11 protein-coding genes are annotated in these 12,475 nt (G+C 46.9%); 7 read left to right on the top strand and 4 right to left on the bottom strand.

Translation table 11 applies throughout. The features are described 5' to 3' along the window. Window positions 1-966: hypothetical protein (locus tag G493_RS0114675; protein WP_028581005.1), on the top strand; the 966-nt coding region annotated here is incomplete at its 5' end. Here G493_RS0114675 and G493_RS34010 read toward each other — a convergent pair. Next, a complete protein-coding gene (locus G493_RS34010) occupies window positions 947-1,105 on the bottom strand; it encodes a hypothetical protein (protein ID WP_205623693.1) in 159 nt (52 codons plus the stop codon). The genes G493_RS0114675 and G493_RS34010 overlap by 20 nt on opposite strands. A gap of 3 nt (window positions 1,106-1,108) precedes the next feature. Between G493_RS34010 and G493_RS0114670 the strand changes: the two genes are divergently transcribed. Continuing rightward, window positions 1,109-3,844: an RHS repeat domain-containing protein gene (locus G493_RS0114670; protein ID WP_232363770.1), complete on the top strand. Its 2,736-nt coding sequence runs from the start codon at window positions 1,109-1,111 to the stop codon at window positions 3,842-3,844. 172 nt (window positions 3,845-4,016) lie between these two features. Here the strand turns inward: G493_RS0114670 and G493_RS0114665 are convergent, their stop codons facing one another. After that, window positions 4,017-5,807, bottom strand: coding sequence for a putative transposase (locus G493_RS0114665; RefSeq protein WP_028581003.1), 1,791 nt, complete (start codon window positions 5,805-5,807; stop codon window positions 4,017-4,019). Further along, window positions 5,755-6,282 carry a COG3415 family protein gene (locus tag G493_RS0114660; protein ID WP_028581002.1) on the bottom strand — a complete coding sequence of 176 codons (528 nt, stop codon included), beginning with the start codon at window positions 6,280-6,282 and terminating at the stop codon, window positions 5,755-5,757. The genes G493_RS0114665 and G493_RS0114660 overlap by 53 nt, the downstream gene beginning before the upstream one ends. Before the next feature lie 988 nt (window positions 6,283-7,270). On the opposite strand from G493_RS0114660, the gene G493_RS0114645 reads away from it, so the two are divergent. From G493_RS0114645 to G493_RS0114625, 5 genes are all read left to right on the top strand, one after another. Then, window positions 7,271-8,590: an RHS repeat protein gene (locus G493_RS0114645; protein ID WP_153306537.1), complete on the top strand. Its 1,320-nt coding sequence runs from the start codon at window positions 7,271-7,273 to the stop codon at window positions 8,588-8,590. Between the two features lie 115 nt (window positions 8,591-8,705). After that, complete coding sequence (locus G493_RS0114640; protein WP_028580999.1) at window positions 8,706-9,182, top strand: RHS repeat domain-containing protein; 477 nt, start codon at window positions 8,706-8,708, stop codon at window positions 9,180-9,182. A 540-nt stretch (window positions 9,183-9,722) separates the two neighbouring features. Next, window positions 9,723-10,157 (top strand): hypothetical protein, encoded by a 435-nt coding sequence (locus tag G493_RS0114635; RefSeq protein WP_028580998.1) that lies wholly within the window; start codon window positions 9,723-9,725, stop codon window positions 10,155-10,157. Window positions 10,158-10,259: 102 nt separating this feature from the next. Then, complete coding sequence (locus G493_RS33050; protein WP_035274618.1) at window positions 10,260-10,433, top strand: transposase family protein; 174 nt, start codon at window positions 10,260-10,262, stop codon at window positions 10,431-10,433. Between the two features lie 365 nt (window positions 10,434-10,798). After that, window positions 10,799-11,233 (top strand): hypothetical protein, encoded by a 435-nt coding sequence (locus G493_RS0114625; RefSeq protein WP_028580997.1) that lies wholly within the window; start codon window positions 10,799-10,801, stop codon window positions 11,231-11,233. A gap of 36 nt (window positions 11,234-11,269) precedes the next feature. Here the strand turns inward: G493_RS0114625 and G493_RS0114620 are convergent, their stop codons facing one another. Next, on the bottom strand, window positions 11,270-12,415 hold the full coding sequence (locus G493_RS0114620) for a VWA domain-containing protein (protein ID WP_051309326.1): 1,146 nt from the start codon (window positions 12,413-12,415) through the stop codon (window positions 11,270-11,272). Window positions 12,416-12,475 lie beyond the last annotated feature (60 nt).

Below are 12,475 nucleotides of genomic sequence, written 5' to 3'. Positions count from 1 at the left end.
GATGACCTGATTGACATGTCAGTGAAGGTTGCAGGTGGCTATGCCAAAGTATATCGTCTCTATGTGGAGGGCAAGTGGCAGTTTGAGCATGAGTTTAACCGTATTCAAACAACAGCTCAGGAAAATGTGTTGAGAAAGGGCAATATCAACTATACAAAAGGTGCAGACGGAATATACCATTTCAAAACCTTTACTCTGCAACCACTGGATACAGGCTATCGTTGGCAGAATAAAAAAGGAAAATATGTGCTCTATGACCAACAGGGGCGAATGGTTGAAACCGGTGACCGACGGGGAGTGCTCGTAAAGTATACCTACCAGGGCAAGCAACTGTATTCCATCACTGACCGCCATAGCGCGCCGGTATATACCTTTACGTACAATGCCCAAGGCAAAATCAGCCAGGCTGCAGATCAGCATGAACGCACAGTTTCGTATCTCTGGGAAAACGATCTGCTGACTACATTCACCGATGTACGTGGGCATAACAAACGCTATAGCTACAGCAAAAACGGACAAATGACAGCCAAGGCCGATGAGGCTGGCAGAATGTTCTTCATCACCTACCATCCAGACGGTGCAGTGAAAAGCGTACTTTCACGCATGGAAGGTGGGAAATATTTCTCCTACAAAACCAACTACGCCAAAGTCACCACCAGCATGGGTAAGGTCACGGAGTATTGGTTTCTGGACAATGGCGAAACTGCCAAGGTGAAGCTCAACGGTGCCACCATCCGAACAGAAGAATATTATGATGGTGGCCGCACCACCATCGATGAGCTGAGTAATAGGGTCATCAAAACCTATGATGCCAACAATAACCTGCTCACAAAAGAATATGCAGACGGCAGTAAAGTCTCCTACACCTACGACGCTAACAATAATCGACTTAGTAAAACCAATGAACTGGGTGTGGAAACCAGATACACCTATAACGAGATGGGCCTTACCCACCGTTATCCGTAAAGCGTATCAAACCATTGACGAGCAGCGAACTGAGCACGAGTATGACGCCGACGGCAACCTGGTGAAAACTATCCAGTTCAATGGCACCGACCAGGTTGTTACTGCCTATAGTTATGATGCCAATGGGAATGTGGTGCAAGAGGTGAATCCACTTGGTGGCATCACCACCATCACCTATGATTATATGGGTAACCCTCTCACAACTACAGATCCGGTAGGCGTGACCAACTCTTCATCTTATGATCTCCAGGGTAATTTGGTGCAACAAACCCATGCAAACGGCCGCACAATCGAAACCGAATATGATGCAGCCAACCGACCAGTCAAGAAAATAGATAGCGCAGGCGGCACAACTGCTTTTGAATATGATTACCAGGATAACCTCATCAAAACCACCGATGCCCTTGGAGGTATTGCTCGTTTCAACTTTGACAAGGATAACCACCTCACCAAAAAAATTGATCAGGAGGGCAAATACCAGATTTATTTCTATGAGCAGGGAACGGATAAAATTTCTAAGATCGTAGATGGTAATAACAATAGTATCGAAATCACCTACCAAGGCTTCCAGGGCTGTGGGACCTGTTCAAAGACCTACCAAGACAAACCGGTTCAGATCAAGTACCCCACTTTTACCCGACTATTTGAATATAACCTGCGCGGCAGATTGATCAAACAGACGGACAAAGCAGAAGGCATCAGGCAAAGCACAAGCTTTCAGTATGATAAAACCGGACAACTGATCGCTGTGACCAACGCGGCTGGCTATACCACCAAATATGAATATGATAAGCTTGGCAGAAAAGTAGCTACCGTTGACCCCGCAGGTGGGGTGACAACATCCTCCTATGATGCCTTAGGTAACCTGATCGCAGTAACCGATGCCAAAGGTCAGACAACCAGCTTTACATACAATCAAATTGGTCAGAAGATTAGTGAAACTCGCCCACTGGGAAATATCTTTACCTCAAAGTATGATCAGGCAGGCCGCTTACTGCAAACAATGGATGCTAAGGGGCAGCAAAAAACGTATCAGTATGACAGTACAGGGCAGTTACAAAGTTATACTCTGCAAAAATCTGCAGGCAGCCAGCCGAAAAATACAGTAACACTTACATTTAATTTACAGGGACAACTTGCAGGGTACGATGATGGTGTCACCAAAGGCAGCTATACATACGATCTTTTAGGCCAACAGTTAAGTGGCAAAGTGGATTATGGCACGTTCACCGCCCAACACGCATACACCTATTACAAAAACGGCCAAAAAAGAAGCTATACTGCCCCAGATGGTGAAACCCAATATTATCAATACAACAATATCAACCAGTTAGCAGAGATTTCCATTCCAGGCGTGGCGCAGATATCTTATGATCAGTTCAACTGGCTTCTCCCTGAAAAGATAACCTTCCCTGGCGGAGAGCAAACCAATAACTACGATGGCCTGCTCAGATTAACAAAACGCAAGAGTGTAGCAGGTGGAAAAACAGTCCTTGACTTGAACTACACTTATGATGCTCTTAATCAGGTGAATACCAAGCAAATTGCAGGTAAGGTTACTCGATATGGGTACGATGACCTACAGCGATTGATTCAGGTAGAAGAAAATGGGCAACAAACAGAGCAATACGGTTATGACGCTGTTCATAATCGTATTTCCAACCTGGAAGATTCTGATTTTGTTTATAATGCCAATAATCAGTTACTTCGCTCAGGTGAAACGCAGTACCAATACGATATCAATGGTAATACTCTTAGTAGTTCGTCTCCAACTGAAACTGTAGAGTATATCTATAATATGGAAAATCGTTTGGCTCGGGTTAAAAAAGAAGGGGTACGGGCAGAATATGTGTATGACCCTTTTGGGCGTAGAGTTGCTAAAAAGGTGAATGGTCAGCAAATTTGGTTTTACTATGCCGACGAAGGGCTTGTCGCAGAATTTTCAGCGACAGGAGAGTTGAAAACTGGGTATGGTTACACACCAAATTCCATATGGACGAGCAATCCTGTAATATTAAAGCATGGTGACAGAATATTTTTCTATCACAACGATCATCTTGGATCACCCAATATAACCACTGATAATTTAGGTACTGTAACTTGGAAAGCGGCGTATAATGCTTTTGGGAATGCTAATGTCCAAGTTGAGCAAGTAGTGAATAATTTACGCTTTTCTGGGCAGTATTATGACTTTGAAACTGGTGAACATTATAATTGGCACAGATTTTATGATCCGGAAACAGGCAGGTACATCTCTGCTGATCCTATTGGGCTTGATGGTGGGTTGAATCTTTATGCCTATGTTGAAAATGATCCGGTTAACTGGATTGATCCATTTGGACTTGAATCAATATTGATTTTCAAAACGGAAGGGAATCCTGTTAGAGATCCTGCTAATCCTTGGCACAAGCCCGCACAGTATGCAGCGAAAGAGTCTTATGAATTGTATGGAGATAAATATGACAATCTTGATGTTTCGATTCATAATGTTAATACAGTTTCAGATCTGAACACTGCTTTAAAGACACATGATGATATTGTACGCATCGTAATTATTGGACATTCAAATTCAAGAGTTATTGGTGTTGGAAATGCGAATGCCCCTGGAACAAATATTTCCACAAGGGGTGGAATAAATGATGTTTCCCCATATTTTCTAAACTGGAGTAATCTAACCGTGGATGCTTCTATTGAAATCTGGGGATGTAACTCGGGTAAAGGGGAAAATTCAGTCGCTCAGGATATTGCTAATGCATCCAATAGGCCGACTAGCGGTTTTGAGAACTACCTGAATTTTGACAAAAATGGTAAACCTTTTGTTAGGTGGCATCGGCCAGGGGGGATAAGAGAATTTACTCCCATAATAAGTATACCTTAAGTATTAGGTTGTTAACGAAATTTTGGTTCATCCGGCAAATGAGTACCAATGGTTACGAGCCCGTATTTGTTAGTGTCGCAAGTTGCTTAAATTGCACGACTTACATCTATGAATTCGTGCAAATTCCCCGTGGCCAGATTAAGGTCAGAACTCCTGATCTCGGAAGATTTTGTTAAGTTACCAGTTTGTAAACCAATCGCAGATTTGTTCCAGGGAATACCGTCCGGGTCGTGTTCAGTTCATAGATTATGTTGAGCATGGTTTCGGCGCTGCAGCGGTTGGCCGGTTGATGCAATTGGACCACCAGGGTATTGCGCTCATAATCTGGGAAGAGGTCTGTCTCCATCGTATAGAGGCTGCGGACCAGGCTTCTGGCATCATCCAGGCGATTCATGGTTTTGCGGGCTATGCTGACCAGGACGGTCTCGGCACGATAGGCAACCAGCTTGATCGTATCGATGAAGTACTTGGACTGCATGCCTAACATCCGAAATCGGTCCTCCTCGGGTAGGTCGGCAAATTGTACATGCCGTGGTGTCCCTTTCCGGCATGCCTTCAGGTCTTCGACCGTTCTGGCCAGGTCATCCACTTCTTCCTGTAGGGTTGCTTTTTTGAGCTCGTACTCCGCGACTTTCTCAGGTTCGATATCATCACAGAGGACAATCGCATTACACTCACACTGTTTTCTGGCAAGCCGGGCAGCATGTTTTTTAACCTCGCCATCGACCTCCCTGTACTGGGGGTTGACCACCTTGGTACTCTCAGGAATCTCTGCCGTTGAATAGTCGGCAAGGCGATCGAGATTATAATGTTCTCGCATATATCTGAAGAAGTTTTCCTGACACCATCGGGCGAACATGGCCGCTGCAGAACCGGTCAATGCGCGGCTGTAATCCGTGGAGACGATAGAGGTTTGATGTCCTGTCTTGCTCAGTTTGCGGAATTCTCGAACCCAGAGCTTTTTACCAATCATGGTGCCGCGCTCGGCAAGAAGCATTTCCACGGTCTGGCCGGATATCAAAGGGACCTGCCGTGGCTGAAATTCCTCCTCGGGCCAGTCTTTACCGGGGTGTTTATTGTAGGTCAAACAGGCGATATTTTGTTTCCGCATCCTGGCCATGAAGTCCGGACTGTATCCCTCCCGGTCAAAGACCAGGGTGAAGCGGGGACTGGAGGATTCTTCCTGGGCAAAGAGTCCGGGTTGCACAGGGAGATCTCGCGCCAGCCGGGGAACGATCTCATGCTCGAGGACTTTGAGCAGGCCGGGATCTACCGCTTTGTTCACCATGAAAAAGGGTTGACCGTCCATGGCGTTGACCCAGTAATCGGTCGTGGCACGAAGACACAGCTGCTGTCGGGCAACATAGTGACGAGGGAGTTCTGTCTGACTGCCGTTGTACACCCGGACGTGCCCGTCGATGTACAAGACACCGGTGGACTCGGGGAACATGGCCATCCACTCCCGGCTCAGTGTGCCGCTCCACTGCTCGGCCTGCCCGTCCCGCACAAGCGATCTGACCTTTTCCCGCAAGGTTCTTGCTTCGGGAATCCGGTCAAGGCCAAGGAGTTTACCCCATTCTCCCGGTGGGCAGTAGCGCAACGATTCGATGGTTTTGACCCGGGCGAGTGCCATAAAAGCGAGCAAAAGAAAGATGCTGTCCAATCGATAATATCCTGGCGGCAGAGCAAAACAATCTGTATGGGTCAACAAGCCCATGCTCAAGAGTCCGGGTAAGCCGAGCAACACTCCGCCGCTGGCTACATCGAGACTCTGCTCAAACACCGGCGCCAAAGGGCCGGATCGAAAGATGCTCGCCAACAGGCGACCGGTGGTGTCAGTCGCTCCCATGCCTATCGGGGCAAGGGCATCAGCGGCGCTTCGTTCGCTTTTGCTGGTGGCGTCGGACGGCTTACTTCCGGTGGTCAGTTCTTTTTTTTTGAGGCTTGTGCAGTTTGCCGGCACGAACCGCTTTGTGCAAGGTGTCAGCCTTCAGGTCCAATGCTCTCGCGATCTCAGGGATAGTGTCCCCGTCATCGAGCTTTTCCTGGACCTGGGCAAGGACCTGGGGCGTCAATACCCCGGGGCCACGGAGATTGCGAGGGGCAAAAAAACCAGGTACTCCCTTTTCCCGATACAGTTTGACGCTACGCAAGACGCTGGTTTTGGTGACACCAAAGGCTCGGATTATCTCAGCTTGACTGGCACTGCCATTGACGTACAACTGACTGGTGATCATGCGAAAGGATCGCATATCATCAATATCATGCGTGAAAATCGGCAGGCTTCCGTAGAAATACGTGATACTGTTGTCTTTGCGCATAAACCCGACATTCTGGTTGATCAGGGTTATGCCTTCGGGGAAGCAAGGGAGTTGTAGCTGCGGCATGAGAAGGCTCCGGTCTTCGGAATAGTGCAGAGGGGATGTTTCCGGTAGCATATCGGAATCTTTTGCCTGCGTAAACCTCCTTCCGTATTTTCGCAACAATTTGGAGTGTTGTGCTACAATTTCAAGTGGTTACATGTTGAGGTGTGTCTTGTCGAAAATTGTCGAGATCAGGAGGTCTGAAGGTTGAATTCACTTTTCCATTTCTCAGAGGCAAAATTTGAAAGAACCTAAAAGAAGATGATTTGTGGCCCACAGGCGTATTACCCAAAAAGTATGTTTTTATTAGAATCATAAAAACAAATATCTGGCCTGGGGGCTCATTTGGGCCTGATGAGCCTCATTTTTTTCTATACTGATTATCACTCTTGAATACTGTTGAAGAGCTGTTAGTAATAGCTTGAGGGGAAATAAACGTGATGAATAATTATATTATCAATTGTATTGTGATGTTTCTGGTTACCATAGTAGATGTATTTATTTGCTGGTATTCAGTCAATCTTTTTTTAAGGACGAACTGGGGGGCACGATATACGTCGATTGGAAACGACATAATAATTATTATGTATTGCATGTGCATATTCGCATGTCTGTGTTCGACCTATCTGTTAATTCATAAATCGGCTCCTTTTTCGAGAACCATACTTGTATTTCTCTTCCTATTTGCTTTAATTCCAAGTTCGGGATTTTTTTACCTTAATGTCACAGGCAAGGTGAAAGAAATCCATAAGCTAGAAACGACGTTATTGGAGGAAAAGGGACAAAAAATCACCTCTTCGGCAGGTGAGTAAGGGAAAAAGAGGGAAAAGTGAGAAGTTCATCGGCTTGTCCGGTGTAACGGCTGCTTGACATTTTCTTCTACGGATTGTCAAGCGGGGTCAGGTCTTGAATTATCCCATTTGTCAAGTTGGTCACACTCCGCAACTCCTTTACATCATTGTTGGCAGATATCATCACATAGCTTTCTCTCGCCACACACCTTGGTAATTGCGAATTTATTCCGCACTAAGCAAGATGGGAATGTAAACAAAAAGCAAACATTATGCCTCGAACCCGACAAACACACCACTGGCTACCAGTCATACTCCTCTTCTTGCTGTTCAACGCCTACACCAGTCCCTGCCACGCCGATCTCGGTCTGGGCTCCGACGATTTTGATAGCCAATCCGTTACCGGTTCCAAAGTAGATGGCCGGCAGGTCCATGTGCTCGAGTCCTGCACCACCGGTCAATGCGGTGGTACCGAAGAGCCGAGCGACAATGACCATGACGAGCCGGGAGGAGACAACGGTGATCCCGGACAGAACAGTCCCCAATGCCAGAAGAATGAGGGCAACGGCACTGCTGAGGGTGATTTTTGTTCACTCTGTTCCGCAGAGAGCACCACAGCCGCCAGCAAGGATTCCACCACCGAGTCCACTAACAGCGATCACACTGTGGCAGTCAATTCCTTTGTCAACGTCTATACCCGCCAGTACCAGGACGACCTGGTTGATATGGAAGTCAAGGTAGCCGGCGGCTATGCCAGAGTTTTGCGCCTCTATGCTGAAGGAGCCTGGCAGTTCGAGCACGAATTCAACCGCATCCGCCCCACCAACAAGGTCAACACGCTCAAGAAAGCCGACCTGATCTATACCAAGGGGAATGATGGCCTTTACCACTACAAGACCTTCACCCTGAAACAGCTGGAGAATGGTTACCGTTGGCAATCCAAGAAGGGCAACTATGTCCGCTATGACCGCCAGGGACGCATGGTCGAGACCGGCAACCGAATTGGTGTCCTGACCCGCTACGTCTATGAGGGCGACCAGCTCAGCTCGATCAACGATCGCACCAATACCCCTGTCTTTCACTTCACCTACAACAACGCGGGCAAGATCACCAAGTCTATGGACAACCATGGCCGCAGTGTAACCTACACCTGGGACAACAATCTGCTCTCCCGGGTCACCGATGTCCTTGGTCATGGAACCCGCTACCAGTACAGCGACGAAAACAGGTTGACCATCAAGGCCGACGAAGTTGGCCGCAAGTTCTTCATCACCTACTACCCCTCCGGTGGTGTCAAGAGTGTGCTGTCACGCGAGGGCGGCGGTAAATATTTTGCCTACGAGAGCAACTATGCCAAGATCACCACCGCCATGGGCCACAAGACGGAGTACTGGTTCTACCCCGACGGCGAGACCGAGCGGGTGGCTATCAACGGTCATACCATTCGCCGCGATAAATTCACTGAACACGGCCGGGTAACCATCGATGAGATCGGCAACCTAATCACCAAGACCTACGACAAGAACAACAACCTGCTCAAAAAGGAGTTTGGTGACGGCAGGAAAAAAGGGGACAGATTTATTTTTCTTTAAGTCAAGCTCCCTGCGTTAATAAAATGAGTCATTTCCACTCATTTACAGTTTCACTCTTCCATGTAGTTTGCTTTGCATATACCAATTTAGCCGATCCGCCCACGTGCTTTCACGCATGGAAGGTGAATATTTCTCCTACAAAACCAACTACGCCAAAGTCACCACCAGCATGGGCAAGGTCACGGAGTATTGGTTCCTGGACAATGGCGAAACTGCCAAGGTGAAGCTGAACGGTGCCACCATCCGCACAGAAGAATATTATGATGGTGGCCGCACCATCGATGAGCTGGGCAACAGGGTGATTAAAACCTATGATGCCAACAATAACCTGCTCACAAAAGAATATGCAGACGGCAGTAAAGTCTCCTACACTTACGACAGCCATAACAACCGACTCAGTAAAACCAATGAGCTGGGCGTGGAAACCAGATACACCTATAACGAGATGGGCCTGCCCACCGTTATCCGTGAAGTGTATCAGACCATTGATGAGCAGCGTACTGAGCATGAGTATGATACCGATGGTAACCTGGTGAAAATTATCTTGCTAAGGTATTGTTTGGCTGACATTACCCATGCGATTGCCCTATAAAAGTCACAAGAAAGAGGCTTTAATAAACAATCTGCAAAGGTTAAGCCACTCCAAATGAGAATGCAAGTGGACACCTAATTGAATACCAACATATTGAAGAAAGGCGAATTATGGCAATCGTCGTCAGTACGTCAGTACCTTGGAGAGGTATTTTATGTTTTTGCTTTTAATCCACCGGCTTTGCCGGCGATCATTGACTAGGCTGCGTGTATGGGTATTTCTTATAATTTGTATCTAATATTGTTTGGTATTTTAGGGATTCTTTTTGGTTTTTTTGGAAGTAGATATGCGTGGAGAAACTACAAAGAAGGAACTGATTATTGGATTTCCAATCATTTTAAACCTTTCGTTGTGCTTATTATATCTTGCATGATATTGATTGCAGGTATTGCGAAAACCATATTCAAATAATGGTATGATGATATTGCCCAATTGAGCAAAGAAATGGGTCCATTTGTTTGGACCACATGACGGCGCTTTTAACGTGCTCTCTTGTTACTAACTGTACCAGACATCCATCAGGATTATGATCGGGCAGCCATGAAAATCAGTCCTTTTCGCCATTGTAATGAACTAGAAAATCGTCGGTTCCATGACATATCCACGTGTTGGTATCAGGTCTCATGGTTTCAAACCACCCTTTTGCCAGTTTATGTCATGGACAGAGTAAAAATCAGTCTACAGGGGCGCAGTGGCTACCAAACAAATTTGCTGGTTTACAACCATCTCCTTTTTCGGTTCACGGATGAGGCCGATTCTCATGCAAAAAGTTTATATATAATGAAGATTAATAATATTGGTTTGTTTCTCATTGGAATAGGCACTGTCTATGTTGGATGGACTTTTTTAAGAACAGGATACTCTGTTTTGTACAAACAAAAAGTTGATCCGCTGGCAGGGTATGTATGGCTAATTTTTGGCTTTTTAATTTGTTTGTATGCTGTACTTAAAACTATAAATAAGAAACGGAAATAAAACAGCAGTACCTGTTTAGGGCAATCGCATGGGTAACAACCTACACTCAAGCAAATAGTTTTCTTCATCACACCTGATAACTCGGATTTAAAAAGATTACAGATGAAGAAACAAGCAAAATCTCTTTTTGTGAAACACTTTTCCACCTTGGACGACCCCAGAAAAGATGATCAAATTAAACATAACCTGCTCGATATTCTTGCAATCGCCATCTGCGCCACCATTTGCGGTGCAGATGGCTGGCAAGCCATTGAAGAATACAGACTTACCAAGTAAGATTGGTTGAGTACCTTTACCTTTATTTGCTTCTACCCCGGGAGACAGATTGATTTTTCTTAAGCAGCAGCCTGGTTCTGCCTCTGTAGCACCTGTGGATGTATAAAACAACTCGGAGATATTGGCAGGGAAAAATAAAATCAGTCCCCTGGCCTCTTTCCGAGCGTTGCAATTTTGCCCTCCGAAGCTGCTTGGTTGTGACCAGGCTGACATGGTGTGCCGTGCGCACCATGTAATATGGTTATCGGTTACAGCAATTCAATAATACATCCCCTCTTCCATGTACGACGAGATCCAATATATGCTATCATAAGACTGAATATCCCCACAATTGTCGTCAGGTATCACAGATATAGGAGGTGAACATGCATTCTCTTCTGATGAAAATCGTGGCAAGCTGTATTGGATGTATCTTATTTGCAGGTCTGGCTTACGGAAGCGGCATAACAGGCAACTGGAACTTTTCCATATCCAATTCAAAGGTTGAGGGGTTTTGCCCCATGGGTGGCAATACCTCAGGCACCCTGGCCATCTTTGACAAGGGCAAAGGGAAATATGTGCTGAAATTTGTCAGCGGGATGTCATGCAGCCCGCCACGTGTCTGCATTCTCAAGGGAACCTGCTCTGGCACTGACTGTACCTTCAGCACAACGGTTCCGGTAGACAACCAGGGCGGAAAAGTGACAAATTCCGCAAAGCTTCATTTCTCAGGAAACTCTGCTTCAGGGACCGGGAAAAGCATATATCAGCAATCAGGTATGCGCTGCACCTGGAGCTATGCGCTCAAGCTCAGCAAATGACCAGCGCTCCCAGGATACATTAATACCGAACAAGCGTTACATACGCTCGTCTTCCGGCCTCACCGCCTGTATATCCTGATCTGCAGCCCAGCTCAGGACATCTTCACGCTTCAGTGCGGTTGCCATCAAATCCGGAAACTGATCCGGTGTACAGGCAAAGACAGGGCTGCCTATGGCGGCAAAATCAGCTGCCATTTCAGCGTCGTAAAAGGGTTTGCCCTCGTCACTCAAGGCCAGCAGGGTAATGACATTCACCCCCTGGCGGATAAGATGTGCGATCCGGGTTTTCAGGGCATTGCCATCCCCGCCTTCACAGAGATCTGTAATGAGTATCAAATGGGTTTTCGAAGGCTGATCTATGAGATTTTCACAGTAGGCCACGGCCTGGTTAATGTCAGTTCCGCCTCCCAGCTGTACGCCAAACAGCACTGACACAGGATCTTCCAGGTCTTCGGTTAAATCCAAAATAGCAGTATCAAAACAGACCAACCTGGTTTTAACAGCAGGAATAGAGGCCATAACCGCAGCAAAAATAGAACTGTATACAACAGAAGTGGCCATTGAGCCGCTCTGATCAACGCACAGTATAACTTCGTCAAGATCCACGATGCGCCGCTGCTGACGCATGAATCCCACCAGTTTTTCAGGCACGATTGTACGGTGTTCATGCTGGTAATGACGGAGGTTGGCGTGAATGGTCCGATGCCAGTCAATATCATTGAAACGTGGCCGAAAACTGCGCTTGCTCTTGTTAAGTGCTCCGCGCACCGCCTCACTGGTTTTTCGCTCAAGACGTTCCATCAGTTCGTCCACGACCTTTTTAATCACCTGCCGTGCAGTATCAATGGTCTTTTCAGGCATCACAGAACGTAAACTGACAAGATCCGCCACCAGGTGAACGTCAGCTTCCAGGGCAGCCAGAAATTCCGGCTCCATTAACATTTCTTTCAGGCCCAGGCGCTCGAAAGCATCCCGTTGTACCACCTGTACCACGGAGCTGGGAAAAAATTCGCGGATATCCCCCAGCCATCTGGACACTTTGGGTGCGGACCGGCTTAAACTGCCGCGTCTTTTTTTGCCGCCGCCCCCGTTCATACCGCCATACAACGCGTTGAGAGCACTATTCAGCCGCTGATCTGATTTGGAGAGAACCTGGTCCGACTCTGCGCCTAGCACCAACATCCAGCGACGTTCTTTTTCTGCTGCATCCGGGGCCCCGCACTCTGCCTGTATACCTGATTC

It is taken from the genome of Desulfogranum japonicum DSM 18378, from assembly GCF_000429945.1.
Classification (GTDB): domain Bacteria; phylum Desulfobacterota; class Desulfobulbia; order Desulfobulbales; family Desulfobulbaceae; genus Desulfogranum; species Desulfogranum japonicum.
The sequence above is the reverse complement of the archived record's forward strand: the minus strand, read 5'-3'. Positions and strand labels throughout refer to the sequence as shown.

Excerpts from the sequence above, each read along its gene's own strand:
- G493_RS0114660 (WP_028581002.1), bottom strand. The coding sequence starts at position 6,282 with ATGCTACCGGAAACATCCCCTCTGCACTATTCCGAAGACCGGAGCCTT.
- G493_RS0114635 (WP_028580998.1), top strand. The coding sequence starts at position 9,723 with ATGAAAATCAGTCCTTTTCGCCATTGTAATGAACTAGAAAATCGTCGG.
- G493_RS33050 (WP_035274618.1), top strand. The coding sequence starts at position 10,260 with ATGAAGAAACAAGCAAAATCTCTTTTTGTGAAACACTTTTCCACCTTG.
- G493_RS0114625 (WP_028580997.1), top strand. The coding sequence starts at position 10,799 with ATGCATTCTCTTCTGATGAAAATCGTGGCAAGCTGTATTGGATGTATC.
- G493_RS0114620 (WP_051309326.1), bottom strand. The coding sequence starts at position 12,415 with ATGTTGGTGCTAGGCGCAGAGTCGGACCAGGTTCTCTCCAAATCAGAT.
- G493_RS0114640 (WP_028580999.1), top strand. The coding sequence starts at position 8,706 with ATGGAAGGTGAATATTTCTCCTACAAAACCAACTACGCCAAAGTCACC.
- G493_RS0114645 (WP_153306537.1), top strand. The coding sequence starts at position 7,271 with ATGCCTCGAACCCGACAAACACACCACTGGCTACCAGTCATACTCCTC.